Raw genomic sequence first — 25550 nt, 5'->3', positions numbered from 1 at the left:
AATTTTATTAATAAGAAAAATCGAATGCAAAGGAGCGATTAGCAAGATGACTGTTGCAGAAAGACTAGGGGTTAGAGATTTAATCGGCAAAAAAGTTGAGCTTCGCCAAAATTGGACTCCAGATGATTTGCGAATACTATTCAAGGCTGCTTACGAACAAATTTTTGGGCGTCAAGGAGTATACGCAAGTGAAAAATTTAGTAGCGCTGAAGCGTTGTTACGTAACGGCAAAATCAACGTTCAACAATTCATTGAGATTTTAGCAAAATCTGAATTTTACAAGGAATGCTTTTTTTACAGTAATTCCCAAGGGCGTTTTATTGAGTTGAACTACAAGCACTTATTAGGACGCGCTCCCTACGATCAATCAGAAATTGCTTATCATACAGACCTTTACGCATCTCGTGGCTACGATGCGGATATTGAGTCTTACATTTACGGCACAGAATACGAAAATGCTTTTGGTACTTCTGTCGTTCCTTATTACCGTGGATTTCAATCAATTCCGGGAATGAAGACTGTAGGATATAACCGCATATTTGAGCTTTATCGCGGTGACGGTAACAGTGATAACGCGCAATGGGGGCGTAAAAATTCACGCTTGCGGTCAAAAATCTCGATGAATTCGGCTAACTGGATTTCGGCACCTTCATCAGCGGGCAGTGGCTTTACCTCAACAGCACCGACGTTAATCAGTGCGGCTCCAAAAGGAGATTCTCGCATGTTTGTGATTCAAGCGATCGCTGGTGGAATTGGCTCTAAAGCAGCAGTGCGTCGTAGCGTACAAGTTTACACCGTACCCTACGAACGACTCTCCGCCACATACCAAGAAATCCACAAGCGCGGTGGGAAGATCGTCAACATTTCCCAAGTGTAGGAGAGGATGGGGAGAGGGGGGGATGGGGAGAGGGGGGGAGTGGGGGACAAGGGGACAAGGGGACAAGGGGACAAGGGGACAAGGGGACAAGGAGAATAATTCTTCTTTCCCTCCCTTCGGGAGAGCCAGTCGCCTCAACGCGGCGCCAGTCCGCTCAACGGAGGGAACCTCCCGAAGTTCCGATCGGAGGAAACCTCCGCTCGGACTTCTCTCCGCACGCGGCTGGCTTGGGAACCCGCGCACGGTGAGCCAGCGCTGCGGGAGGGTTTCCCTCCGCAGGCGACTGGCGAACCCCGAAGGGGCGCTGGACTCACCATCTCCCCCTCTCCTTGTCCCCCCATCTCCCTATCCCCCATGCCCAATGCCCCATGCCCAATGCCTAATTCTTATGAATACTCAACACCCCGAACCGATTTTGTCTCCGGATTCAGCGATCGCGGCGCTGTCTTGCGAAGATAATCAAATCCGTTATTATGCTGCTTGGTGGCTGGGGAAGCATCGGGTACAATCCGGCTGTGAAGCGCTTTGTAATGCCCTTTTGGATACAACCTATCGCATCCCCTCAGGTGGGTATCCCCTGCGCCGTCAAGCCGCACGAGCGCTCGGACAACTGCAAAATCCGCAAGCCGTCAACGCATTAATTGCAGCGTTAGAATGTGATACTGATTTGCGTTTGCGGGAAGCAGCAATTCAAGCTTTAGCCGCTATTGGTGACGAAAAAGCGGCTACTCCTTTGCTTCAGCTTTTGCAATCCACTCAAGAGCAACCTTATGAAGCGCTAATTGAAGCACTAGCCACTTTGCAAGTTTGGTCAGCTCGCTCTTTAGTTGAACCTTTTCTTCATCATCCTTCTGAGCGGGTACAATGTGCAGCGGCACGGTATATGTATCTTTTGACTCAACAGCCTCAGTACATTGAACGTATTGTTAAAAATCTCAACCATGAAAATATGTATTTGCGCTGGGCAGCGATATTTGATTTAGGATCTGTTGGTCATCAGCAAGCTGTAGAAGCGATTTTGACGGCAAAGGTTCCTAATAGTTTGAAGCTGTTAAATTTGAAGCGAATTTTAGAAGCTGTTTTGGATAATCAGCACTCACAAAAGCAAACATCGCAATTACTTTTTAAAGCAATTGATGATTTGTTATTTCAACTTTGAAATTAGGGACTAGGAATTGTTATTTGTTGGTTGATAGTTGATGGTTGGAGCGTTGGTAACTACTAACCACTAACTACTAATTACTAACCACTAACGACTCTTAGTCCCTTTTTTAATATCAGTAACATTGAACTATGAATACAATCAATAACGATATTGACGGCTTGATTTTGCAATTAAACCACGCCTCGACACCAACCGATGCGATCGCTTCAATTTCTGCTATAGCTACTACTGGTATAAAAGAACAATCAGTTATCAAAGCGTTAATTTCAGCTTTCAGTCATCACCATCCTTCTGTTGGTGCTGCTGCTGTTAAAGTTTTGGTGCAATTAGCACCCGCATCAGTAAAACCGTTAATTGCGGCTTTTCATACTTCTAGCGATCAAGGGTTACAAGCTGACATTATTCAAGCTTTAGCCCAAATTGGCGACCCAGAAGCAATTGAAGTATTAGCTGAAGTTATCGGTACATCAGTCGCCAATCACTGTCAGGGAAATGTCCGCCGTATCGCCGCACGAGGACTCGGACGAATCGCCCAGAATTCTAACAACCCAGAAAACATCCACCGTACTTTGGACAAGCTAACTTGGGCGTTGTCCTCTCCCGAAGATTGGGGGCTGCGTTACGCTGCTGTAGTTTCTCTGTCAGAAATTGCTACACCAGAGGCTCTAGTAGCCCTACAACAGGCTTTAGCCCAAGAAACCGATAAAGTTGTCCTTCATCGCATTACAACTGCCTTAGAAGCGCTTGGCGTGGGGTAGGGGCAGGGGGATGGGGAGAGGGGGGGAGAGGGAGAGGGGGGGACGACTTGGGGAGTATTATTCAAAAATTCTCCTTGTCTCCTTGTCTCCCAAGTCCTGTGCCAGTCGCTACAACGCTCGTGACCTCCGCAACGCGCTGGCTCCCCAAGTCCTGTGCCAGTCGCCTCAACGCTCGTGACCTCCGCACGGAGAAAAGCTCCCCTTGTCCCCCCATCCCCCCCTCTCCCCCTCTCCCCCTCTCCCCATCCCCCCCATCCCCCCTTGGGACGAAGAATTTAAAAAATTTGCAACAATCTTTTGAAAGGTAAATTTAACTTTTTGTAATAAATCTGCCCTGTGCCGTGAAGACTATATGAGACTGTAATATATGTATCGTAAGCCTTGGCGCAAAAATTAAGAAAATATTAAAACAGTAATGTTTTGCATAAACATCCCCAATTTATTAAGTTTTGTTACAAAAAATCTTCGTTTTTCTCAGGCGCAGCCCTTGTATGTAAAGGATTTGAGGCTTTTCTTATCTGTGCAACTTATTTCTTCACAATTTGTAACAAATTATGGATCTATGGCGTTGTATAAACATAAGCTGGAGGGGTTAAAGAACAGACAAAAGTTAAACGAGGCAATCAATTCGTAAAGGTTGCTGGTTTCTCATAAAATCACCCCAGGTTCTCATAATTTGTCTTTCAGACAGTGAAAGGGGAATGTGAGAGGAGTTGAGAAACAGTTTTATTTGAAGTCTGTTGTTTAGCGGTTCCGCATTGATAAAACATTGCCAGTTTTAATCAAGACAGCACTCAACGTAAGGAATTAGGAGAAAACAGTCCATGTTAGACGCATTTGCAAAAGTAGTTTCTCAAGCTGATTCTCGTGGAGAATTCCTAAGCAACGAGCAACTAGATGCTCTCACCAAGTTGGTAAAAGACGGCAACTCCCGTTTGGATACCGTCAACCGCATCACCAGCAATGCTTCCTCAATCGTTACCAACGCTGCTCGTTCATTGTTTGAAGAACAGCCCAACTTGATTGCTCCTGGTGGTAACGCTTACACCAACCGTCGCATGGCTGCTTGCCTGCGCGACATGGAAATCATCTTACGCTATGTCACCTACGCTCAGTTAGCTGGTGATGCAAGCGTGTTAGATGACCGCTGCTTGAACGGCTTGCGCGAAACATACCAAGCTTTGGGTACACCTGGTTCTTCCGTGGCAGTTGGTGTTCAAAAGATGAAGGATGCAGCAATCAAGATTGCTAACGATCCTAACGGTATCACCAAAGGCGATTGCAGCAGCTTGATCTCGGAATTAGCTAGCTACTTCGATCGCGCAGCAGCAGCAGTTGCTTAATTTAAAACAAAACAAAGTCCGAAGCCTAAAAATTTAGGTTGATAGGCAAAAGCTACGAAAAAAGAAGGAGATTATACGCAATGAAAACACCAATTACCGAAGCGATCGCAGCTGCTGATACCCAAGGACGTTTTTTGAGCAACACCGAACTGCAAGCAGTTAACGGTCGTTTTGAACGCGCTGCTGCCAGCATGGAAGCGGCTCGTGGATTGACCTCTAATGCTCAACGCTTGATTGATGGCGCGGCTCAAGCAGTTTATCAGAAGTACCCCTACACCGCCCAAACAGCAGGTCCTCAATTTGCTGCTGATTCTCGTGGTAAATCCAAGTGCGCTCGTGACATCGGTCACTATCTGCGGATTGTTACCTACAGCTTAGTAGCTGGTGGCACAGGTCCCTTGGATGAGTACTTGATTGCTGGTTTGGATGAAATCAACCGCTCGTTTGAATTGTCTCCCAGCTGGTACGTAGAAGCTCTGAAGCACATCAAATCAAATCATGGTTTGAGCGGTCAAGCAGCTAACGAAGCCAACACCTACCTCGACTACGCAATCAACGCATTAAGCTAGATAGCGATCGGGCCCGGAGAGGGATGCAAGTGCTGGATGAAATCACCTAGCAGTTGGATCTCGCTCCGGGCATCGTTTTATCTGGAATATAGATAAAAAATACTTATCACGCGCACTTCTCTAGTAGCAGCCGAGTAGTGCTTTCGACAAGGGGGAAATAAAAATGGCGATTACAGCAGCAGCATCCAGGCTAGGAACAGAAGCTTACAGTGAAACAGGAACAGGACGACGAGTCGAACTGCGTCCCTTTGCCACGAAAGAAGACATCGAAGGAGTGATTCGTGCCGTTTATCGGCAAGTCTTGGGAAATGACTATTTGATGGCATCAGAACGCCTGAAAAGTGCCGAATCACTACTGCGGGATGGCAACCTAACAGTGCGGGAATTTGTCCGCAGCGTTGCCAAATCAGAACTTTACAAAAAAAAGTTTTTCTACAACAGTTTCCAAACCAGAGTAATCGAACTCAACTACAAGCATTTGTTGGGTCGCGCTCCCTATGATGAGTCAGAAGTAGTTTATCACTTGGACATTTACGAAAACCAAGGATACGACGCGGAAATAGACTCATACATCGATTCAACCGAATATCAAACCAACTTCGGCGACAACATTGTGCCCTACTATCGCGGCTTTGCTACCCAACCAGGGCAAAAAACCGTCGGTTTTAACCGGATGTTTAGGTTATACCGAGGTTATGCTAACAGCGATCGCGCTCAAGTAGAAGGCACAAAATCTCGCCTCGCACGGGAATTAGGAACCAATAGCGCTTCCTCAATTGTCGGACCATCAGGTAGCAACGAGAACTGGAATTTCCGCGCAACTGCGGATGTAACACCCAAGAAGAATATGGGTAACGCAGTCGGCGTAGGCGATCGCGTTTACCGCATCGAAGTAACCGGACAGCTAAGTCCTGGGTATCCCCGCGTGCGTCGCAGCAGCTACGCGATCGTTGTACCCTACGAACGGCTTTCCGAAAAGATGCAGCAAATTCAAAAGCAAGGTGGCAAAATCGTCAGCGTGTCACCAGCTTAATTGGTAGTAGTTAGTAGTTAGTAGTTAGTAGTTAGTTGTCAATAAATTGAATTAACAACTAACAACTAACAACTAACAATGATTTAGGAAAATACTAAAGGAGAAATTAATCATATGTTCGGTCAAACCACAGTTGGAACTGGTGGAATTTCTAGTGCGGGTAGCCGGATGTTCCGTTACGAAGTCACAGGCTTGCGGCAAAACTCCGAAAACGACAAAAATAACTATGAAATCCGTAACAGTGGCAGCGTGTATGTCACAGTTCCATACAACCGGATGAACGAAGAAATGCAGCGGATTACCCGCATGGGCGGCACAATTGTGAAAATTGAGCCGTTGACTGCTGAATCAGCACTAAAGCCAGATAGCGAATCTGAAGGGCAAAACTAACGACGGCAATGAGAGAAAATGGCGCGGAAGAATATATACCAGAAAACGCACCACCGCTAAATGAAGAACAAGCGATCGCTAATCTAAATTCACTAGATACAGGTCTTCGCTATTACGCCGCTTGGTGGCTGGGCAAATTCCGCGTTAATTCCTCTTCTGCTGTAAATGCTTTAATTGCAGCGTTAGAGGATGAAGCCGACAGAACAGAACTCGGAGGCTATCCTCTACGACGCAACGCAGCAAGAGCGTTGGGGAAATTAGGCGATACACAAGCCGTTGATGGCTTAATTAAGTGCTTGGAATGCTCCGACTTCTACGTGCGCGAAGCATCTGCCCAGTCTCTGGAAATGTTGCGCGATCCAGTTGCCGCCCCAGCACTGGCAAAACTATTAGAAGGGGGTGTTGCCGCAGCCGTCCAAGTACCCGGACGCCCGCACTTAGTCCAACCCTACGAAGCCGTATTAGAAGCTTTGGGAGCGATTGGAGCAAAAGAGGCTATTCCCCTAATTCAACCGTTCCTAGAGCATCCACTACCACGAGTGCAATGCGCCGCAACCAGAGCAATGTACCAACTAACACAAGATGCCAGTTATGGCGATCGCTTAGTGAAAGCGTTGGACAGTGACGATCTGAAATTGCGCCGCGTTGCATTAGGGGATTTGGGTGCAATCGGATATATAGCAGCAGCAGATGCGATCGCTCAGGCAAAAGTTGAAAATAGCTTCAAACTCATCGCCCTCAAAGGATTGTTAGAGCATCAACTTCCATCATTAGATGTTTCCCTTTCAGAGGATACCATCCGCCTAATGAACCTGATGGATGCGCTGTTGTAGTTATTGGTTAGTGGTTAAGTGTTAGTGGGAGCGTGGGAGCATGGTAAGAGTGTTAGTGAGAGCGTGGTAAGAGTGTTAGTGGTCAAAAACCAACGACTAACAACTAACAACTAACAACTAACACCTAACAACTAACACTCTTACCAATGACTAAAGAACTAATTCGCGCCGTCGAGTCGGCTGATTCACCTGCTTTGATGGTGGCAGCAGTGCAAAAGTTGGCAGCGGCGAAAGATGAAGCGGCAATTCCTACCTTAATTGCTGTGTTTGGTTATAACAACCCAACCGCAGCAGTTGCGGCAGTTGCCGGACTGGTGGAATTGGGGGAAGTGGCAGTACCACAGTTGCTCTCTCAAATTGATGATTATAACTATGGCGCACGGGCTTACTCGATTCGTGCTTTGAGTGCGATCGCTGACCCCCGCGCAATAGATATATTACTCACCGCTGCTGCCACCGACTTTGCCCCAAGTGTCCGCCGCGCCGCTGCCAAAGGGCTAGGAAACTTACACTGGCATAAACTGAACGATAAAGATCGCGCATCTGCCCTGTCTCGATGTTTGGAAACATTACTCAATATTTCTACTGACTCAGACTGGTCAATTCGTTATGCTGCTGTCGTCGGGTTGCAAGCATTGGCGAAAATTCCTGATTTGCGATCGCCCATTCAGGCTAAATTCAAAGAAATGCTTTTCACTGACACAGAAAAAGCAATCCGTGCCCGCGTACAACTAGCGCAATTAGCAGTCTAGAGACACGATTTATCGCGTCATGGATTTATATCATAAAAAAAGGCAAAAGTCAAGATGTCAATCCCACTACTTGGATATACTCCCAACTCGCAAAATCAGCGTGTTGAAGGATACGAAGTACCCAGCGAAGACACCCCACAACCTTATCGGTTAACACCAACCTCTGAAGTTCCAGATATTGATGCGATAATTTGGGCAGGATATCGGCAAATCTTCAGCGAACACTTAATTTTAAAAAGACATCGCCAACCCTTTTTAGAATCACAACTGCGAAATCGGGCGATTACCGTTCGGGATTTCATTCGCGGATTGGGTAAAACTGAAGTTTACTGGGAACTAGTAGGAGAAACCAACTCTAACTACCGCCTAGTTGACATCACCTTAAAGCGGTTTTTAGGACGTGCTAGCTACGGCAAAGACGAAGAAATTGCATGGTCAATTATAATTGCCACCAAAGGCTTGCACGGTTTCATCGACACCTTGCTTGACTCCGAAGAGTATCTAAGCAACTTTGGCAACGACATTGTACCCTACCAACGCCGCCGCTTCAAAGATAGACCCTTCAACTTAGTTAACCCCCGGTACGATGCAGATTATCGCAATCGCCTATTGGGACAATACTTAAGTGGACGTACCTTTTATCAAGCGGTACGCACAGGAGAATCTGTACAACGCGGAGTTCGGGAAGCGATTCCGGACACATTCTTGTCAATGGCAGCGAGTATATCACCAGGCGGCATGAACTACCAGCGATCGAGCGATCGCGCCAGAAATTACATCTCAAGTGTCAAGCTGCCTGAGACATCAAAACAAGTTACAGAAACTACCGTCAAACCTACGGAAGTTGCTTTACCTTACCGTTACATCCCAGGAAACAAGACAACCTAGGAAATGGGTAATGGGGAATCGAGAATGGGGAATGGGGAGTGGGGAATAAAAATAATTACCAATGCCCTATGCCCAATTACCAATGCCCTATGCCCAATTACCAATTACCAATTACCTCTTCACCAATCACCAAGAAGGTAAATATTAATGTCAATCCCTTTACTACAATACAAACCCAGTTCTCAAAACCAGCGCGTAGACGGTTACGAAGTCGGTAACGAAGATACCCCCAGAACTTACCGCGCAGAAGACTGTGGTTATGATGGCGAAATCCAAGAATTAATTTGGGCTGCTTATCGGCAGATTTTCAGCGAACACGAAACCCTGAAATTTCACCGCCAAAAAAATCTCGAATCTCAGTTGAAGAACCGCGCAATTACCGTGCGCGACTTCATTCGAGGTTTGGCAAAATCAGAAGCGTTTCGGCGTTTGGTAGTAGAGACAAACTCTAACTACCGCATCGTCGAAGTTTGTCTCAAACGGATTTTGGGGCGCACGTCTTATAATAAAGACGAAGAAATCGCTTGGTCAATCAAGATAGCAACCCTCGGTTGGGGTGGCTTTGTCGATGCATTGGTAGATAGCGAAGAGTATCTAACCAACTTTGGCGAGAATACAGTTCCCTATCAACGGCGCCGCTTCAAAGACAGACCCTTTAACTTGGTGACACCTCGCTACGGTAATTACTGGCGCGATAAGGAAGAAACTGAGCGTTACAAGTCCGGCGATATCAGTAATTTCCTAGACATGGCGAGTGGAATTCAGATTAGGACAGTTAACTATACACCAGTTAGCACTGCCAATATCCAAATTCCTGACATGACAAAGAATACTAAGCCCCAAGGTATTCCCGTTTCTGTTAGTCCCAGCGCTAGTTTTCCCGTGCGGTAAATCGATTTGAGATTAAATCTAAAATTTAAAATCTCAAATCTCAAATCCAAATAAGGGACAATAAATAAAGAATGAGGATTTTGAGCAATCAAGCCTCTTTCAGTTTTCAGTTTCTCTTGCAATAACGTTTAATTCATTAATAAATTACGAGGAAGATTGCAGCATGGCACTGCCATTACTTCAATACAAACCCAGCAGTCAAAATCAACGAGTCAAAAGCTTTGGCAAAGCTGACCTTGATGAAGAAACACCATATATCTACAGAATAGAAGATGTCAGCAGCTATACTGACATGGAAAATATCATTTGGGCGGGCTATCGCCAAGTTTTCAGCGAACATGAGATTCTCAGCTTTAACCGCCAGAAAAATCTCGAATCTCAACTGAAAAATGGCTCGCTAACTGTACGCGACTTCATCCGTGGTTTAGCTAAATCCGAGGCATTCTATCGTTTGGTTGTCTCAGTTAACAACAACTACCGCTTAGTAGACATTAGTCTAAGGCGGTTGTTAGGTCGTTCTTCTTATAACAAAGAAGAAGAAATTGCTTGGTCAATCAAGATAGCAACCCTTGGATGGGGTGGCTTTGTTGATGCCTTAATTGACAGTGAAGAGTACACCAGCGCATTTGGTGAGAACACCGTACCTTACCAACGCAAGCGCATGGAGGGACGCCCCCACAACTTGGTAACTCCTCGCTACGGCGAAGACTTCCAAGAAAGAGAAGGCACCGTTCAAACAGACTGGCGCTTCACCCTGGACAAATACTACAGCAGCAAGTCCAAAGAACGGCGCTTGGCAGAAGGCGACCCCCGCAAATATGCGGATATGGCAGCATCTTTAGATGCTTCAGGTAATTACGCGCAAAAGGTTTCTGCTTTTGACCTTGATTATCTGAGCTTAGTGCCATCTCGTGGTAGACGCTAGGATTTCAACTAGAAATACCTAAAATTTTATACTGGGTCTGGTTTCCGTGTTGATGTGACAATTAGCTGATAGTTTCTCTATTGGCTGGGCGTTACTTTAAGTGGAGACTAGACCCAGTAGTTTTTTACGCTTTCGCTTCTAGCGTGAAATTTTGGGAAGTGCGATGGGCAAAGCCCCGCAAAGAAGCGATCGCGCTTGAGTTCCACATCTTACAGTAATTTCCACGGATTGATGATGGTTAACCCTACGTGTTTAAAGTCTTCTTCGTTGCGCGTGACTAAACTGCAACGGTGATTCATAGCGATCGCTGCAATCAAAGAGTCGATCGCCGACATGCGCTGTCCACTCAAATCAAGTTTGCCAGTTAATTGTCCCCACTGGCGCACTACTTCAATATCCACCAACAAAATCTTGCCACTGAAGCGCAGCATTAAATCATCATTAACCCAATTGTGCAAAGCGGTTTTACGCTTGGAATCAGGCAATTTTTCAATTCCTTTGTATATCTCACCAATCGTCAGCACACTCAGATAAACGTTGTTAAAATCGAGAGCATCAATCCACTCAACAACTTTGAGATTTGGCTGTTTGGCAACCAGTTCTGAAATCACGCAGGTGTCAAGCAAATAGCTCACAAAATAAAGTCTCCCCTAGTATCGCTTTTATCCCGATTCAAATCCAACTCAACCTCAGCTAAGGGAGACTCTCGGAAAAAAGTAGACAGTTTTTTCTGCGAAGCCATCATCTTACAGTATTCTACGTAAGACAGGACGATCGCCACTTCAACCCCACGTTTTGTAATCACCTGTGGTCCTTGCTGGATAGCTTCTTCCACCACTTCACTGAATTTGTTCTTCGCTTCTTGGAGTTGCCAAATTCGATTCATCACTTTTTCCTGGCTAGTCTGTCTAGATTTTAACTAATTTAATTGTAGATTTTCTAACAATTAGGAAGTTTTAGTTCTTTGCAAACCGCATATTCATCGTGAAGTTTTAATTAGTGCGATCGCTTCTTTGCGGGGCTTTGCCCATCGCACTTATTCAAATTTTAGTTTGAGCGATCGCAGCTAGCGCACATCACGAAGCCGGAAAAATCCGAGTTCAATCAATCGATGATACTCGTCGATTGTAAATCGCTTAGGTGTGACAACATTCATGGGAGATTCATCCAATGGCACTGATTCCATTTTTATTTGTAGATTAGCAGAAATTAAAGTTACAAATTAGTAATAAGCGCGATACAAACAAAGTGCTTCGCGCTTACTAAAATTATTGAGCTATAAAGATTGAATTTCTGCATTAAGATTGCGACGAGCAGGTTTTTCCCCAACCTCGAACATCAAAGTAGTGAAGTAAATACGCTGACGCTGCAAAAAGCTCTCTAAAACATGAGCGCGACCCATAATATATTCTGCTTCTGACACCCAAGCATATTCCTGACGAATGTAAAGAGCGTATTCTCGATATCGGACTGGGTTAGCAGCCAAAATTGCCAAATCAGCATCAAGTAAAACTTGACTATCAAAGTCATCTGCCGCAGCTTGATGATTTTTGGTATTTATAATCAGACGAGTTACAGCAGTAATATTACTAAGAGGAATGCCCAAACTACTCAGCAATTCACAAGCCACCGCAGCGCTTTTTTCTTCATTATTTTGAGCTTTAGTGTCATAAACTACATCGTGAAACCAGGCAGCAAGTTGAACAGTAGCGAGGTTTCTGGTATAAGCTTGCAAATTGTCAATAATTTTGAGAACGTGGTAAATGTGTTTGAGCGTATGGTAATAGCGATCGCTACTAGAGTAAGCCTCAACTAAAAGATTAAATGCTTTGTGTGCCGCTACTTGGTCTACTTCAAAACCAGAAAGTGTCCGTTGCCACTGACAAAATAATGATGAGTCCAAATAATTCATAACTAATAATTCATAATTCCTAATTACACTATAATTGTCAGCTTGTACTCTCCATCTAGAAGCACCACGCTCATCAATTTTTTAATTATGAATTATGAATTATGAATTAATAATTATTCGGTCAAGTTTCATTTAAACAGTTTAACTTTCCAGTATATCTGTAACAAACGGTTCAATTGCCAATCCAATGCGATCGCCTACAAGTTGCAGTCGCTGTACATCATCTTTGGTGAATTCACAGTGACGATATGTGCCAACATGAAAGACACCACTTATCCCCTTTTTAAGCTGCAAAGGGACACCTATCATTGATTGAATTCCCTTATTTCGCAAAATCGGACTCACAACTTCTACTTTTGACAAATCGTCTACAATCATTTGCTCACCACTTGCGGCTATACGACCTGCAAAGCCTTGCCCAATCGGAATTCGCACAGCTTCTACAATTTCTTCTTCAAGACCGATAGTGGCGCATACAGCTAATTGCTGCCCGCTCTTTGTTGGCAATAAAATCGTAATTGTATCCACATTCATTACTTGACGGATGCAGTCAAGCAGCACGGAAAGCAGATTTTCCAAAACAAAATGAGGAAATACAGTATCGTTTACTGTCAGGGGATAACTTAGTTCAGCAGTCTTCTCAATTTGAGCTAGAGCTACACTTAGCTTAATGTCGAGGCGGCTGTTATTATTATGTGTTAGCTTCGTTTGTTCTTTGTCTTGGCGATCGCGGATCACTTTTGCCGGCACACCCACTGCAATTGAGAACGCAGGGATATCTTTGCTAACAACCGATCCTGCACCTATCACACTACCTTCACCGATGGTGACTCCATCTAATACTGTCACTCCATGCCCAAGCCAACAGTTATCCTCTATAATAATTCCCTTGCGAGTCACACCTTGTTCTCTGATTAACACAGTCAGGTCGGCAAAATTATGATTGTTAGCATATATCCCTGAGTGAGATGCAATCATACAGTGCTTACCAATTTTAATGTTGCCAGGACCAGCGATACAAACGTAAGGAGCGATATATGTATTTTCATCAATATGAATATAGGTATTGTCTAACGCTCCAATTTCAACACCACGCTCTAGGGCTACTCGCTCTCCAAGATAAATTTTATTATTTTCATGTCCTCTTCCATCTAAACGAACATTCTTGAAAATATGCACTCCATCGCTTATTTCTATGCTATAAGCACCAAGAAATTCAACGCCGTTTTGAATATAAACTGAGCTACCAATACGGGCAAAAATACTACGGTACAGTACATTTCTTAACTTTGCACCGAGAGCAATTGACGGAATCCATCCAAGGATTGTCGTAACTAAAACTTCCTTCAATCGCATCCATCTTGAAGCAGATTGTTTTGTATTCATTTTTTGATAACTCCAAAATAAGTTTGCTGTGAATATCGAAGCAACTACACTATCAAAAGTTTCAATTGCTATCAAGAGTCAAATAATACTTTTTTCGTAACCGTTTTCTAATTACGTCTGTAATCGTGTTAAATTACCTCATCAACTTGTCAAAATAAAGTTGTTGAGTTGATGAGATATTCAATTAAATTTTCCTCAAAAGATAATTGCTACAAGCAATTATGCACAATTTATACCTGGATGTAATTATTTAATTTATGTTTACATTTTTTAGACGGCTAGACGCAATCTAGGGGGGAGTATCTCCAACTTCGGACATCACATTAAAGTCCACCATTGGGCTAAATAAGTATCTACTTCCCCTACTGCTGTAACGGCTTTTTTGTCGCCAGTTTGTACCGTCTAATATTGTGTTCACTACAAATAAAGATGATTAAATAACTGACCACTTAACACTTTGAATACAAGCATAACAATATTTTTACTGTAACTTCACTCTTTTTTGTAAAGTATTAATGAAGTTATTTTGGAGTATGTTTATAAAACAGTGAAGACAAAAAGATAACAATACACAAAAAATAGCTATCTCAGGAATGAGAATATCTGACACCGTGTCGCTTCGTAGCGGTAATTCATGAATTACCGCGATTGTATAATGTGCCTTTGAATTATTTTTGCGCTCATTCCTATATCTGTTACCTGCATAATGCTTTATAGCAATTCAGAAAACTATTTATTTACCAAGCCTGCAAAACAAATAATAAAAATCTTAATCTACTTGCGATCGCATGACGCTGAATACATAAATATATCTCTGGATAGATGAATTATCTAAATTTTTGACAAAGTTTTTAAATTTAATAAATTGCTTTCTCAAGGCAGATAAATTAAGCAAAAAATCCAGATGCATAATATTGATGTCAGATATAAGTTTAGCGAACTTGTGATGCCTAGCGCCCTCGATCTGCAACACATCTCCATCCCCTATCATTAACTTCAGGCGATGTGCAATCAGTTGCAGTTGCTGTACATCACGTTCGTTAAACTGATGAGAATTAAACTTACCGACGTGTAGAACTCCAACCGATTGTTCATTGATAGGTATTGGGATACCGACAAGCGATCGCAAACCTTTCTGGCGGAGAATTGGACTATAGACTTCTACCGCCGACACATCATCAATTATCATCGGTTGCATACTAAGAGCAATGCGACCAGCAATTCCTTGCCCGATGGGGATACGGATCTGTTGTCTAATTTCCTCTTCTAGTCCTAAAGTAGCGTATACAGCAAGATGCTGTTGGTCTGATACAGGTAGCAAAAGCGTCACTGTATCTACCGAAGTATACTCTTGCAGCCACTGAAGCAGCTTTTTTAGGGAAGCCGCAAATTTAGCTTTTGTGTTATTCGTCTGACCTACAACTACATTCCAGCCTCTATAAGGCATTGGTTGACCAGTGTGGTTTCCCCAAAATATCATACTCAACTCCAGTATCTTTTAAGTAAATAATAACGCTGCGGTCAGAATATAAGGACTCTCCAAAGTCTGATTTAAAGTGCCCTTAAAAACGTGAGTTATGTAGACCTCAATTTGGTCAACTATAGCTAAAATCAATAAGGTATAGTAGAGCGATCGCCTAAAATAAAAAGCACTCTATTCTCACCCAAGCCTATGGAAGTTTTAGAACTCAAACGCGAAATCGAAACGTTGTCTAATCGCCTGGGTAAAACTCAGGACTATCTTTGACATCCCTGCACTAACAGCTAAAATTCAAGATTTAGAACAAATATCCGCACAGCCAGAATTTTGGGATGACCAAACCCAGGCTCAAGAAACTTTACAAGAACTCAACGACCTGAAAGTACATTTATCGCAGTATCATCAGTGGCAAGCCAGCCTAGAAGATACCAAAGCAGTTTTTGAGCTTTTGGAGTCAGAAACCGATGAGGGATTACTGCAAGAAGCACAAACCACCCTCAGCAACCTGAATCGCGAACTTGACCAGTGGGAATTACAACAGTTACTTTCCGGTCAATTCGACGACAAAGGCGCAGTCCTGACAATTAACGCCGGCGCTGGTGGAACAGATGCCCAAGACTGGACAGAAATGCTGTTGCGAATGTACACTCGTTGGGCAGAAAAGCATGGTTATAAAGTCACCTCAAGCGAACTTTCTGAAGGTGATGAAGCCGGAATAAAATCAGTAACCATAGAAATTACAGGTCGCTATGCCTACGGCTACTTGCGATCCGAAACAGGCACTCATCGCTTAGTGCGAATTTCACCCTTCAATGCCAACGGCAAACGCCAAACTAGTTTTGCAGGGGTGGAAGTAATGCCGCAAATAGATAATACCGTACAACTAGATATTCCAGATAAGGATTTGGAAATTACCACATCTAGAGCCGGTGGTAAAGGTGGGCAAAATGTCAACAAAGTGGAAACAGCAGTGCGAGTTGTTCACCTTCCCACCGGTCTTGCCGTCCGTTGTACAGAAGAACGCAGCCAACTGCAAAATAAAGAGAAAGCTCTCGCCCGTTTGAAAGCAAAGCTGCTAGTTATTGCCAAAGAGCAACACGCTCAAGAAATTGCCCAAATTCGGGGCGATATGGTCGAAGCCTCTTGGGGAAACCAAATCCGTAACTATGTGTTTCACCCTTATCAAATGGTGAAAGACTTGCGTACCAATGTAGAAACGACTGCGATCGGCGATGTGATGAACGGCGAAATTGACATGTTCATCCAATCTTACCTGCGGCAAGAAAACCAGTTGGTAGAAAGTAAATAGGAATTGGGAATTGGGCAATGGGCATTGGGCAATGGGCATAGGGCATAGGGCATGGGGCATTGGGCATGGAAAGAATCCTATTAGAACGTGCATCAAAAATCAAGCGTCTTTAATTCGCATTGCCCTATGCCCATTGCCCATTGCCCAATTCCAATTTGCCAAACTGGCAACTGTCGCCTCACCAAACTGTTACATTTATAAATGAGTTTGTTATCAAATCATCATGAGCAACTCTCATAAAACCGAACCTAAACCAAGCTACGTCAAACTCGCCATGCGAAACATGGTGCGTAAGGGTGGCACTTCTATTAAACATTTTGCGCTAACCGCAGTCGGGCTTTTGGCTGTCCTCGTGGGTCTTGCTTATCTGACTCACTGACGATACATTACAATCGCGCCGTCCTACTTTGTAAACAAAAGTGCAAGTCGAATTATATGTAGAAAATTGTTTTCATTTTGCTTCCCCAGCCGAAGCTGTAAATCTTGGGGAGGCTGAGATGACAATTTCAGCGGAAACTTGGTCAAACTGGTTTCGTCGCTGGTTGGAAATATTACAACCTGATATTTCCCAAAAATCAATTTATGAAATTGGCTTACGTTTGACAGACGATGCGGAAATTCAAACTTTAAATGCCCAGTATCGTCAGCAAAACAAGCCCACAGACGTTTTATCTTTTGCAACATCAGAGGTAGACTTTCCTGACTTTGAGGAAATAACTGCTTCTGTGCCTTTATATCTAGGTGATATAGTTATTTCTGTAGATACTGCTAAACGTCAAGCTCAACAGCAAGGGCATAGTTTAGCAACGGAATTAGCATGGTTAGCGGCTCACGGTTTATTGCATCTACTAGGCTGGGATCATCCTGATGAAGAAACAGAAACGCGAATGCTGAAACAGCAAGCGATATTACTGAAGGCAATTAGTATTACCATTGACCTAGAATAGCACTTATATGCGTGACCGTAAGTGTTAAGTTTTAGTCATTGTTTATATAATACTTCTATATAAAATTACCGAAAAATTGATTGGGCGATTAAAATCAGCTAAGATTCCCACTTTATTTAATCTGCTGTTATATTTTCAGCCTATGTCCAAACAAGTTTCTTCATCACCCACGCCAAACCACTTAGAAACAATTGTGACCAACGATCGCTCACTCTCCTGGCGCGTTGCCTCTAATTTATTTGTTAGTTTTAAGTATGCCTGGGCTGGAATCAGTTACGCTTTTCAAAGTCAACGCAACTTTCGCATTCATGTAGGTGTTTGCGTTTTAGCAATCGGCTTGAGCCTTTTTTTACATCTACAACCAGTGGAAATAGCGGTGATTGCCTTAACTAGCGGTTTAGTTTTGGCGCTAGAGTTGCTGAATACAGCGCTTGAGTCTTTGGTAGATTTAACAGTCAAGCAAACGTATCACGATTTGGCAAAAATTGCTAAAGACTGTGCTGCTGGTGCTGTGCTAGTTTCTGCTTTAGTCGCGGTGCTGGTTGCTGGTATACTTTTACTTCCGCCAATGTTTAGTTTAATTTTGTCGGCATTGAAATCCCCAGAAGCGATCGCCCCTTTGCAAAAGTGACTGAGTTGCCCGGAGAACCTCCCAAATCTGATAAAATATTCAATCTAACATTAATTAGGCATGATTAATCGTGTCTTATATTCAGATGACCGCACAGCTATTAAAATCTGGCGAGAGTAAAATACTCATTATATTCAGTTGTAAAAACTAGGAGTTAATCGCTGTGCTTATAGTCATTGATAATTACGACAGCTTTACCTATAACTTGGTGCAGTATTTGGGAGAACTAGCAGCAGAGTTTCCAGTAGCAGAGGATATAAAAGTTTTTCGTAACGATAAGATATCTGTTTCGGAAATTCAGTCACTAAAGCCCGATGCAGTCGTGATTTCCCCAGGACCAGGACGACCAGAAGATGCGGGAATTTGTCTAGATTTGATTGAAAATCTCGGATCTAACTTGCCTATTTTAGGCGTATGTTTAGGACATCAAAGCATTGGTCAAGTATTCGGTGGTAAAATCGTTTCTGCCCCTGAATTGATGCATGGCAAAACTTCTCTTGTATCTCACGCAGGAGTAGGAGTTTTTCGGAGTTTGGAGAATCCTATGACCGCAACCAGATATCATAGTTTAGCGATCGACCGCGAAACTTGCCCGGACGTGTTAGAAATCACTGCTTGGGTAGAAGACGGAACCATTATGGGAGTGCGACACCGGAACTATCCTCACATTGAAGGCGTCCAGTTTCACCCAGAGAGTGTCCTGACATCTTCAGGCAAGCAGTTATTGCGAAACTTTCTGGAACAATTACAGTCAAAAGAGTAGTAATGAAACGACGACAGTTGATGGGGTATGCTGGGACGGGGTTACTAACAGCCTTGGTTACTGACTTTAGTTCACACCTTCAAGCTAACGCACAATCTAGCGATTCATTATCAGTTCAGTGGTTGGGTCATTCTTGCTTTCTGTTTACTGGTGGTGGTAAAAGAATTCTCGTAAATCCGTTTCGGTCAGTGGGTTGTACTGCTAAATATCGTCCTCCCCAAGTCGTCACCGCAGATTTAGTACTGATTAGCAGTCAACTGCTGGATGAAGGTGCGGTGGAAGGATTATCGGGAAATCCAAAGCTAATTTACGAACCGGGAGTTTACGAATTTCAAGGCATAAAATTCCAGGGAATTGCCATAGACCACGATCGCAAAGGCGGTAAACAGTTTGGCATTAACACCGCTTGGAGTTGGAAGCAAGGCGGAATTAATATCTTACACTTAGGAGGAGCCGCCGCACCGATTTCAATTGAGCAAAAAATCCTCATGGGGCGTCCTGATGTAGCATTCATCCCCGTGGGAGGTGGTGTCAAAGCTTACAATGCCCAAGAAGCCAAGCAAGCAGTTCAGGTGTTAAATCCCAAGCTGATAATTCCTACCCAATACCGTACACAAGCCGCAGATACCGCTACCTGCGATATTTCCCCACTTGATGATTTTTTAACTTTGATGCAGGGCGTGAATGTACGTCGTAACAATAGTGATACTCTTGCTATTAGCTCTGGTAGTCTACCAAAAAATGGCGAGATTCAACTTTTAAGTTACAAATATTAAGATGATTCTCGGACAGTTGTGGCGCAGGCATCCTGCCTGCGATTGGCGTAAATAAAAATTTTGAATTTAGGAAAATGTCTCAATCTACCAGTAAATTAACTGGTTTAACATTCAAAAAGGTGTTATTTTTAGCACTTTTTTGCATGATACCAACTAGCATCTTTGTCATACCAAAAATTGGCAGTACCCAAATTTTTGCAGCAAGCAGTCAGGTAACTTACCAAAGTCAGAAATTTGGCTTTAAGATAACATATCCTAATAGCTACACTTTAGATAAAACCTTTGAAAATAAATATCCTGACCAAGGATATCTAACACTGTGGAAAAATTCTGACTATCAAGCAATTCAGGCGGGAAAATTATTTACGACTGAAGCACCATCCAGCAGTATTAGCATTTCTGCATTCAGTAATCCTAATAAACTTTCAGCGCTGCAATGGGTAACTCAAAATACTCCGCAGTCAAATTTTAAACGTTTCCGTCAAGGTAATTATCAAACATTAAATTTTGTCGGTCAAAGTGCTATATATTATTCCTGGTGTGGGCTGAACTGTGGTGATAATATAGTCTTACCCAGTAAAAAGGGACAGTATATAATCATACTAAATGTCGGTTACGGAAACAAGTCAGACAAAATTAGACAAGACTTTCAACGGATTATTTCAACTTTCCAATTGACGAAATAATTGACTTCAATAAATTGGGTTTTGAGAACAATAATCTTTGCCAAAATCCAACACCCTAGAAGGATACTGGACGGGCTGCTGATAAAGGGTATGATTCTAAACAGCAACGCGCTTTCCCTACGTAAACGAGGCATTAAACCTCAAATACCACGCACGAGTCTGGAAAACCAAGAAAAATAAAGGCAGACCCATCAAAATCTCTGTTCCTAGATTCCAGCAAGAGCGGTGTTTTACGCTGTGTTCAACGTAAATACCGTCGCCTAGCTGTACGCCCGCGAGCGTTAAAATGTATATTTTCATACATTTATTGACCTTGCTACTATCCATCTTTGGGTTCAAAGAATTTTATTAGTGGGATAGGTTCATAAATAATAATTCGCAATTTGGGAAAAATGATAAATTGGACAAGGTGTTAGGGGCGATGCCTAAGCGGAAGGTAATTTTTCTCTGTTATTAGCTTTAACTGTGGTCATGTTTTTGTTGGTAGTGTTGACCAATCATTTGATGCCTGCGACCTCTTTACAATCTAGCTCAAGAGAAATATCAATTATTGGTTTAGATCCGCCTCTGTTTTAATTGTTAACCTTTATTTATGAACAAAAAGAAAATTCTTGCATATATCCTTCTCTTTATTGGTGGTATTGGCATATTTAGCCTAATTGGATTAAGCATTTTTGGGATAAAATTTCTACTTTTCTTGTGTTCATGGAGTACAACTCAAGTAAATTGTTTTCCCCAAATAGCGATTTTATTAGTCATCAGTTTTGTCCTTGGTATCATATTCGTGATGATATTTAAACGTGGTCTAAAAAGTCTGAAATCTGGAAAAACACATCCGAAGCAAGACAGCTAAAATTATATATTTTTCTGCAAATACTTTAATGCTTGTGTACCCGATGCCACAGCCGTCCCAAAGACAAAAATGCTGGATGCCATTGGGTAAGTCCATCATCTGTTAACCTGTCATGCATTCTATAGTTACTAAAGTCATAAAAAATCCCTGCTGCATTCTGGCAGTTTTAGGGTTGGCGTGGATTCAGACTTTAAATTCTGAGAAGATTCGCAAACTGCAAATGGCTGTGATGCTGCTTGATAGTCTCGTTTAATTTTTATTGACTTTTACACTAGTGACTGGGCATTAAAAAAATCCCTCTTCCAGGTTGGTTGGGGGATTATTAATTTTGGCTTACTTTTAAATTTAAATCATGCGGCAAGTGTAGCAATTGGGTGTAGCGATGTGTACAAGATTTATTTGGTAGGCTTTTCACAAAAGAGCAACTGCTATTTCCCCCTCAAGTGAGAAATTAGCAAGTCTTGTCAAATAAAACGCCCAATTCTTTATTAGGGGAGGACGGCAGTTTTGCGGGAAGAAAATCTACACCGCAAACTGCCTCGAAAATCCACACCCTAAGAAAGCCTCCCCTACGTATATGTTCAAAAATCAAATAGGAATCCTATAGGGTGTAAGCTCTTTGGAAGGTCTTGTATAAAAAACACAATTTATCACTACCCCACATCTGGCAACTCTGGCAAAATAGAGCCACAATAGATTGTCATCAGCACAGTAGCAAGATGGGTGCGATGAAACTAATTAAACAGACTACACTGCACTATCAAGAAGGAACTTCTGATAAAATCTACGAAGTGGATCTTTGTCAGACTGGTAAAGATCGTTATGTAGTTAACTTCCGTTACGGACGGCGGGGCGCTAATCTAAAAGAAGGTACGAAAACTACTTCTTCCGTACCTTTAACAGAAGCGCAGCAAGTCTTCGACAAGCTGGTTGGCGAAAAGACCAAAAAGGGATATCGTGATGTTAACGCTCAACCAGTTAATTTAGAATCAACACCACCAGTTGAGTCTAGCAATGCACGCAAACAAGCAATTCTCAATCGCCTTGCTGACGACAAACCGAGTAAATCAAAGTTAGAACGGGCAATTTGGCGAGCGGGAGAACTTAAAATTAGTGAAGCGACACCTTTATTAATCAAGCTTATTGGTACTGGTGAACCATTAAGAGATTATTGCATTGCTTGGGCTTTAGGTTGGTGTGGAGATGATAGTGCGATCGCTCCCATCACTCACCTTTATAATAATCTCTCTAACCCCGAATTTGTTCGCCGCATCGCTTTTGAAGCACTCTTAAAACTATCTGATGCAGAAAAGACAGCTTCTTTGCAAGCTGAACGAATTGAATTTTTACCACCTGAGTTACAAAAATTAACGCGAAATGGTTCGTCAGAAAATTTTGCAACAGCTTTATCTAACTATCTAGAACACGGCAACTACAAGCATTTTGCCGTCTTAGATACGATTTATCAAATTGATAATCAATACGTTCGTCCTGCACTACTTGATATTTTATGCAACGCACCTTTCAAACCAAACTATTTTAAACAACTTCGCCATATTTTCAAAATGGCGGAATATCGCCACGATGCAGAAGTGTTTGGTATTCTTGCTTATGGGTTAGAGATAGAGAAAGCAGGTTTCTCTAGCAAATCTTATTATGTTAGTCTGCCAAGCGGAGGACACCTAAGAAAGACTTTATGGGGAAATTATAATCGCCAAACACAGCGTTATGAATCTAAAGGTAGTGAAGTTAAAGACGAATTAAAACATCCTGAGTCAAGAATAGCTTACAGCAGCAATACTCGTGAATATCTGCTACGTCGCGTATGGCGTACTCTCAAACAGTTAGGCGAAGAAAGTGACCCTGACTATGTTAAAATGGCTGTAGGCGTTCTTCTTCAATATTCTGATGAAGATGCTGAAGAAGTAAGAGAGTCAGTTTTCTATCGCTGGAATCGTTCTAACTGGACACGCACTGAGTTTCGACGCAATTGGGATGATTTTGCTGGATATTTGACATTTAACCATATACTTTACGAAAACAGTCCTCGCTATGAGTTGAAACGCAATTCTCAAGCGTGGCAATGTCGGGAAAATTATAAACCGGGAGATGCAGAACCGGCAGTTAGAGAAGAAGCTTTTGGGCAACTTTGGGAGCAAAACCCAGATGCGCTTTTAGATTTATTATTGCAGAGTGAGTGCGATCGCGTTCATCATTTTGCAGTCAAAGTCTTACGAGCGAATCCTGAGTTCTGTGCTTATGTAAATATACCTACAATCATCCAACTTGTTAATCAACGTTATGAAGTTACAGCGCAATTTGCATTTGAACTAGCGCTGCTTAACTACAATTCCACCTCACCCAACATTGAATTAGTTCTTGCCTTAGCCAATTGCGTGTATGAACGCGCTCGTATTCAAGCTTACCGCTGGATAGATGAAAAACGCGAATATTTTTTACAAGATAGTAATGCGATCGCTGCTTTAGTCACCAGTCAACAGACAGACACTCGCACCTTTGCCCGGAGACTTTTAACTTCTACTATTCTCACAGATACCACAGCAAAAGTATTAATTGGACGCATCATTGCTGAATTATTAACATTATCCTCAAACCAAGGGGAAATGGCAAAAGAAATTGGTGAAACTTTACTAATAAGTTTTGCACTTCAATTGCGTAACTTAGGTTTAAGTGTCATCAATGATTTGTTGACACACCCGCTAGTGGAAATTCAAGAATTAGGCGCTCGTCTTTTATTAAATCACGAAATTAGAGCAGAAAACTTGCCGCCAGAAATAATTGAATCATTACTTGCATCTTCTGACGAATCAGTGCGAGTTATCGGTATTAGACTATTTGGACAGTTACCTGATGAAAAACTTATCGGTGAGGAAAGCATTTTAATTGTCGCAATGGCAGTAAATGCAAATGCAGAAATTCGCAATGCGATAAAACCTATTATCCACCGTTTAGGAGCCGCTTATCCAGCTTTCACCATCGATCTAGCATCTGATTTTATCGAAGTGCTGCTAACTCCCGAAAAACATGAAGGTGTTCACAGTTATTTGGTGCATTTGTTGCGGGAAGATTTGCAGGGATGGATGACAAGCGTTACAAAAGAAACCGCTTTAAATCTACTTGCAGCAAAGTCTTCCGCTGCACAAGAATTAGGTGGTGTAGTGCTGGGTGCAAATAGCAACGCTTGGATAACAGAATTTGCCGCTAGCGAAATTGTCAAACTTGCCAATCACGAAATTTTATCAGTGCGAGAAGCTGCACGGCAGATGTTTTTACAAATATTAAATCGCTTGCGTTTAGATTCCGAAGAAATGTTATCAGCAGTGCGGATGCTAGAGTCAAAATGGCAAGACTCGCGAGAATTTGCTTTGAGGATATTTACTACAGAATTTGGTTCGGAAGAATTCACCCCGAAAATTTTGGTTAGCATTTGTGATAGCGTGCGTGAAGATGCGCGTAAACTTGGACGTGATTTATTAACTCGTAATTTCCAACAAGCAGATGGACAAGAATATCTATTGAAATTCAGCGAACATCCATCAGCAGATATGCAGTTATTTGCAACTAACTATTTGCAAGAGTATGCTGTAGATAATCCAGAACGTTTGCGGGAGTTGATGCCTTATTTTATAAGTGTATTATGCCGCGTGAATTCCGGACGTGTTGCGAAAAAGCGAATTTTTGCTTTTTTGAATGCTGAGGCACAAAAAAGCGAAGAAGCTGCGAAAATTGTGGCTGAGATTATGACGAGACAATCGCTAACTATGGCAATTGGAGATAAAGCAAAGGCGATACAAATTATGTTAAAAATTCATAAAATTTATCCTCAGTTTTCGTTGCCGATTGATGTAAAGCCTGTTGCTGAAGTCAGAATTTAGCTACCATATAATTACTGATGAAAAAACGGAAGCTGCTGGAAAAAGTTCTATCTGGCTCAAAGAATATCCAGTTTGACGAACTGGTGACACTGATTGAAGCCTTTGGTTTTACTCTGTCACGAATTAATGGCAGCCATCACATCTTTCAGCATCCAGAAATACCAGAAATAATCAACATTCAAAATAAAAAAGGCAAAGCAGTACCTTATCAAGTTCGTCAATTTATATTAATAGTAGAACAGTACAATCTTTCTTTAGAGGATGAATCATGAAAGATTATCACATTAACATTTTCTACAGCGAAGAAGATGAAGGTTATATTGCTGACATACCTGACTTGAAATTCTGTTCTGCTTGGGGTTCAACACCAGAAGAAGCAGTTCGCGAGATAATGATTGCTAAAGCTGCTTGGCTAGAAACAGCTACTGCTGAAGGTAAATCTATTCCTCAACCTAAATATCGACCAATAATTTATCAAGTTGGCTGA

Annotated in this window: 29 protein-coding genes and 2 pseudogenes; 24 read left to right on the top strand and 7 right to left on the bottom strand. The window is 42.5% G+C overall.

All coding sequences use genetic code 11. The features are described from left to right. The first annotated feature begins 46 nt into the window (after nucleotides 1–46). The 13 genes from AABK37_RS13415 (at nucleotide 47) to AABK37_RS13355 (ending at nucleotide 10424) form a co-directional block, all read left to right on the top strand. Complete coding sequence (locus AABK37_RS13415; RefSeq protein WP_432552059.1) at nucleotides 47–877, top strand: phycobilisome rod-core linker polypeptide; 831 nt, start codon at nucleotides 47–49, stop codon at nucleotides 875–877. A gap of 388 nt (nucleotides 878–1265) precedes the next feature. After that, nucleotides 1266–2036, top strand: a complete 771-nt coding sequence (locus AABK37_RS13410) for a HEAT repeat domain-containing protein (RefSeq protein ID WP_432552075.1) — start codon at nucleotides 1266–1268, stop codon at nucleotides 2034–2036. A gap of 134 nt (nucleotides 2037–2170) precedes the next feature. After that, a complete protein-coding gene (locus tag AABK37_RS13405; RefSeq protein ID WP_432552058.1) occupies nucleotides 2171–2800 on the top strand; it encodes a HEAT repeat domain-containing protein in 630 nt (209 codons plus the stop codon). Nucleotides 2801–2847: 47 nt separating this feature from the next. Continuing rightward, nucleotides 2848–3108 carry a hypothetical protein gene (locus tag AABK37_RS13400; RefSeq protein ID WP_432552057.1) on the top strand — a complete coding sequence of 87 codons (261 nt, stop codon included), beginning with the start codon at nucleotides 2848–2850 and terminating at the stop codon, nucleotides 3106–3108. A gap of 516 nt (nucleotides 3109–3624) precedes the next feature. Continuing rightward, nucleotides 3625–4143 (top strand): phycocyanin subunit beta, encoded by a 519-nt coding sequence (locus AABK37_RS13395; RefSeq protein WP_432552056.1) that lies wholly within the window; start codon nucleotides 3625–3627, stop codon nucleotides 4141–4143. An 80-nt stretch (nucleotides 4144–4223) separates the two neighbouring features. After that, nucleotides 4224–4712 (top strand): phycocyanin subunit alpha, encoded by a 489-nt coding sequence (cpcA, locus tag AABK37_RS13390; protein WP_432552055.1) that lies wholly within the window; start codon nucleotides 4224–4226, stop codon nucleotides 4710–4712. Between the two features lie 163 nt (nucleotides 4713–4875). After that, nucleotides 4876–5745, top strand: coding sequence for a phycobilisome rod-core linker polypeptide (locus tag AABK37_RS13385; protein ID WP_432552054.1), 870 nt, complete (start codon nucleotides 4876–4878; stop codon nucleotides 5743–5745). Between the two features lie 114 nt (nucleotides 5746–5859). Continuing rightward, a complete protein-coding gene (locus tag AABK37_RS13380) occupies nucleotides 5860–6135 on the top strand; it encodes a phycobilisome linker polypeptide (RefSeq protein WP_432552053.1) in 276 nt (91 codons plus the stop codon). 8 nt (nucleotides 6136–6143) lie between these two features. Continuing rightward, nucleotides 6144–6968, top strand: a complete 825-nt coding sequence (locus AABK37_RS13375; RefSeq protein WP_432552052.1) for a HEAT repeat domain-containing protein — start codon at nucleotides 6144–6146, stop codon at nucleotides 6966–6968. Between the two features lie 146 nt (nucleotides 6969–7114). Beyond that, complete coding sequence (locus tag AABK37_RS13370; protein WP_432552051.1) at nucleotides 7115–7720, top strand: HEAT repeat domain-containing protein; 606 nt, start codon at nucleotides 7115–7117, stop codon at nucleotides 7718–7720. A 54-nt stretch (nucleotides 7721–7774) separates the two neighbouring features. After that, nucleotides 7775–8608, top strand: coding sequence for a phycobilisome rod-core linker polypeptide (locus tag AABK37_RS13365; RefSeq protein WP_432552050.1), 834 nt, complete (start codon nucleotides 7775–7777; stop codon nucleotides 8606–8608). Nucleotides 8609–8755: 147 nt separating this feature from the next. Next, a complete protein-coding gene (locus AABK37_RS13360) occupies nucleotides 8756–9499 on the top strand; it encodes a phycobilisome rod-core linker polypeptide (protein WP_432552049.1) in 744 nt (247 codons plus the stop codon). Nucleotides 9500–9662: 163 nt separating this feature from the next. Next, on the top strand, nucleotides 9663–10424 hold the full coding sequence (locus AABK37_RS13355; protein ID WP_432552048.1) for a phycobilisome rod-core linker polypeptide: 762 nt from the start codon (nucleotides 9663–9665) through the stop codon (nucleotides 10422–10424). Between the two features lie 209 nt (nucleotides 10425–10633). Here the strand turns inward: AABK37_RS13355 and AABK37_RS13350 are convergent, their stop codons facing one another. From AABK37_RS13350 to AABK37_RS13320, 7 genes and pseudogenes are all read right to left on the bottom strand, one after another. Beyond that, nucleotides 10634–11059: a type II toxin-antitoxin system VapC family toxin gene (locus tag AABK37_RS13350; protein WP_432552047.1), complete on the bottom strand. Its 426-nt coding sequence runs from the start codon at nucleotides 11057–11059 to the stop codon at nucleotides 10634–10636. Continuing rightward, on the bottom strand, nucleotides 11056–11310 hold the full coding sequence (locus AABK37_RS13345; RefSeq protein ID WP_432552046.1) for a type II toxin-antitoxin system Phd/YefM family antitoxin: 255 nt from the start codon (nucleotides 11308–11310) through the stop codon (nucleotides 11056–11058). The genes AABK37_RS13350 and AABK37_RS13345 overlap by 4 nt, the downstream gene beginning before the upstream one ends. 198 nt (nucleotides 11311–11508) lie before the next feature. Beyond that, nucleotides 11509–11580: pseudogene (locus AABK37_RS13340) on the bottom strand (Uma2 family endonuclease); the annotation flags it as partial. Between the two features lie 120 nt (nucleotides 11581–11700). Next, nucleotides 11701–12336: an HD domain-containing protein gene (locus tag AABK37_RS13335; RefSeq protein WP_432552045.1), complete on the bottom strand. Its 636-nt coding sequence runs from the start codon at nucleotides 12334–12336 to the stop codon at nucleotides 11701–11703. 141 nt (nucleotides 12337–12477) lie between these two features. Continuing rightward, a complete protein-coding gene (locus AABK37_RS13330) occupies nucleotides 12478–12981 on the bottom strand; it encodes a GAF domain-containing protein (RefSeq protein WP_432552074.1) in 504 nt (167 codons plus the stop codon). A gap of 57 nt (nucleotides 12982–13038) precedes the next feature. Next, nucleotides 13039–13722 (bottom strand): annotated as a pseudogene (locus tag AABK37_RS13325) (acyltransferase); the annotation flags it as partial. Nucleotides 13723–14491: 769 nt separating this feature from the next. Beyond that, nucleotides 14492–15202, bottom strand: a complete 711-nt coding sequence (locus AABK37_RS13320; RefSeq protein WP_432552044.1) for a GAF domain-containing protein — start codon at nucleotides 15200–15202, stop codon at nucleotides 14492–14494. A 192-nt stretch (nucleotides 15203–15394) separates the two neighbouring features. Between AABK37_RS13320 and prfB the strand changes: the two genes are divergently transcribed. From prfB to AABK37_RS13265, 11 genes are all read left to right on the top strand, one after another. Then, nucleotides 15395–16511, top strand: a protein-coding gene (prfB, locus tag AABK37_RS13315; protein ID WP_432552043.1) for a peptide chain release factor 2 whose coding sequence is annotated in 2 segments (ribosomal slippage) — nucleotides 15395–15466 and nucleotides 15468–16511 — 1116 coding nt in all. Because the reading frame shifts where the segments join, the coding sequence is not laid out codon by codon here. Nucleotides 16512–16521: 10 nt separating this feature from the next. Beyond that, nucleotides 16522–16716 carry a hypothetical protein gene (locus AABK37_RS13310; RefSeq protein WP_432552042.1) on the top strand — a complete coding sequence of 65 codons (195 nt, stop codon included), beginning with the start codon at nucleotides 16522–16524 and terminating at the stop codon, nucleotides 16714–16716. A gap of 18 nt (nucleotides 16717–16734) precedes the next feature. Then, on the top strand, nucleotides 16735–16890 hold the full coding sequence (locus tag AABK37_RS13305) for a DUF3285 domain-containing protein (protein WP_432552041.1): 156 nt from the start codon (nucleotides 16735–16737) through the stop codon (nucleotides 16888–16890). Between the two features lie 40 nt (nucleotides 16891–16930). Next, complete coding sequence (gene ybeY / locus AABK37_RS13300) at nucleotides 16931–17458, top strand: rRNA maturation RNase YbeY (protein WP_432552040.1); 528 nt, start codon at nucleotides 16931–16933, stop codon at nucleotides 17456–17458. 142 nt (nucleotides 17459–17600) lie between these two features. After that, complete coding sequence (locus tag AABK37_RS13295; protein WP_432552039.1) at nucleotides 17601–18089, top strand: diacylglycerol kinase family protein; 489 nt, start codon at nucleotides 17601–17603, stop codon at nucleotides 18087–18089. A gap of 163 nt (nucleotides 18090–18252) precedes the next feature. Next, complete coding sequence (locus AABK37_RS13290; protein ID WP_432552038.1) at nucleotides 18253–18852, top strand: anthranilate synthase component II; 600 nt, start codon at nucleotides 18253–18255, stop codon at nucleotides 18850–18852. Nucleotides 18853–18854: 2 nt separating this feature from the next. Next, nucleotides 18855–19628, top strand: coding sequence for an MBL fold metallo-hydrolase (locus tag AABK37_RS13285; RefSeq protein ID WP_432552037.1), 774 nt, complete (start codon nucleotides 18855–18857; stop codon nucleotides 19626–19628). A gap of 74 nt (nucleotides 19629–19702) precedes the next feature. Continuing rightward, nucleotides 19703–20314, top strand: coding sequence for a hypothetical protein (locus AABK37_RS13280; RefSeq protein WP_432552036.1), 612 nt, complete (start codon nucleotides 19703–19705; stop codon nucleotides 20312–20314). 1581 nt (nucleotides 20315–21895) lie between these two features. Continuing rightward, a complete protein-coding gene (locus tag AABK37_RS13275; RefSeq protein WP_432552035.1) occupies nucleotides 21896–25063 on the top strand; it encodes a HEAT repeat domain-containing protein in 3168 nt (1055 codons plus the stop codon). A gap of 17 nt (nucleotides 25064–25080) precedes the next feature. Next, the gene (locus AABK37_RS13270) at nucleotides 25081–25335 is read left to right on the top strand and encodes a type II toxin-antitoxin system HicA family toxin (RefSeq protein WP_432552034.1); all 255 of its coding nucleotides are present in this window, start codon (nucleotides 25081–25083) and stop codon (nucleotides 25333–25335) included. Then, nucleotides 25332–25550 carry a type II toxin-antitoxin system HicB family antitoxin gene (locus AABK37_RS13265; RefSeq protein ID WP_432552033.1) on the top strand — a complete coding sequence of 73 codons (219 nt, stop codon included), beginning with the start codon at nucleotides 25332–25334 and terminating at the stop codon, nucleotides 25548–25550. Before AABK37_RS13270 ends, AABK37_RS13265 begins: the two co-directional genes overlap by 4 nt.

The sequence above is a fragment of the Tolypothrix sp. VBCCA 56010 genome (assembly GCF_050875635.1).
Taxonomy (GTDB): Bacteria; Cyanobacteriota; Cyanobacteriia; order Cyanobacteriales; family Nostocaceae; genus Hassallia.
This window is presented reverse-complemented; position numbering and strand designations above follow the sequence as displayed.

Bases quoted from the DNA above. Each gene is read 5' to 3' on its own strand.
- AABK37_RS13415 (WP_432552059.1), top strand. From the start codon at position 47: ATGACTGTTGCAGAAAGACTAGGGGTTAGAGATTTAATCGGCAAAAAA.
- AABK37_RS13410 (WP_432552075.1), top strand. From the start codon at position 1,266: ATGAATACTCAACACCCCGAACCGATTTTGTCTCCGGATTCAGCGATC.
- AABK37_RS13405 (WP_432552058.1), top strand. From the start codon at position 2,171: ATGAATACAATCAATAACGATATTGACGGCTTGATTTTGCAATTAAAC.
- AABK37_RS13395 (WP_432552056.1), top strand. From the start codon at position 3,625: ATGTTAGACGCATTTGCAAAAGTAGTTTCTCAAGCTGATTCTCGTGGA.
- cpcA (WP_432552055.1), top strand. From the start codon at position 4,224: ATGAAAACACCAATTACCGAAGCGATCGCAGCTGCTGATACCCAAGGA.
- AABK37_RS13385 (WP_432552054.1), top strand. From the start codon at position 4,876: ATGGCGATTACAGCAGCAGCATCCAGGCTAGGAACAGAAGCTTACAGT.
- AABK37_RS13380 (WP_432552053.1), top strand. From the start codon at position 5,860: ATGTTCGGTCAAACCACAGTTGGAACTGGTGGAATTTCTAGTGCGGGT.
- AABK37_RS13375 (WP_432552052.1), top strand. From the start codon at position 6,144: ATGAGAGAAAATGGCGCGGAAGAATATATACCAGAAAACGCACCACCG.
- AABK37_RS13370 (WP_432552051.1), top strand. From the start codon at position 7,115: ATGACTAAAGAACTAATTCGCGCCGTCGAGTCGGCTGATTCACCTGCT.
- AABK37_RS13365 (WP_432552050.1), top strand. From the start codon at position 7,775: ATGTCAATCCCACTACTTGGATATACTCCCAACTCGCAAAATCAGCGT.
- AABK37_RS13360 (WP_432552049.1), top strand. From the start codon at position 8,756: ATGTCAATCCCTTTACTACAATACAAACCCAGTTCTCAAAACCAGCGC.
- AABK37_RS13355 (WP_432552048.1), top strand. From the start codon at position 9,663: ATGGCACTGCCATTACTTCAATACAAACCCAGCAGTCAAAATCAACGA.
- AABK37_RS13345 (WP_432552046.1), bottom strand. From the start codon at position 11,310: ATGAATCGAATTTGGCAACTCCAAGAAGCGAAGAACAAATTCAGTGAA.
- AABK37_RS13335 (WP_432552045.1), bottom strand. From the start codon at position 12,336: ATGAATTATTTGGACTCATCATTATTTTGTCAGTGGCAACGGACACTT.
- AABK37_RS13320 (WP_432552044.1), bottom strand. From the start codon at position 15,202: ATGATATTTTGGGGAAACCACACTGGTCAACCAATGCCTTATAGAGGC.
- AABK37_RS13305 (WP_432552041.1), top strand. From the start codon at position 16,735: ATGAGCAACTCTCATAAAACCGAACCTAAACCAAGCTACGTCAAACTC.
- AABK37_RS13295 (WP_432552039.1), top strand. From the start codon at position 17,601: ATGTCCAAACAAGTTTCTTCATCACCCACGCCAAACCACTTAGAAACA.
- AABK37_RS13285 (WP_432552037.1), top strand. From the start codon at position 18,855: ATGAAACGACGACAGTTGATGGGGTATGCTGGGACGGGGTTACTAACA.
- AABK37_RS13280 (WP_432552036.1), top strand. From the start codon at position 19,703: ATGTCTCAATCTACCAGTAAATTAACTGGTTTAACATTCAAAAAGGTG.
- AABK37_RS13275 (WP_432552035.1), top strand. From the start codon at position 21,896: ATGAAACTAATTAAACAGACTACACTGCACTATCAAGAAGGAACTTCT.
- AABK37_RS13270 (WP_432552034.1), top strand. From the start codon at position 25,081: ATGAAAAAACGGAAGCTGCTGGAAAAAGTTCTATCTGGCTCAAAGAAT.
- AABK37_RS13265 (WP_432552033.1), top strand. From the start codon at position 25,332: ATGAAAGATTATCACATTAACATTTTCTACAGCGAAGAAGATGAAGGT.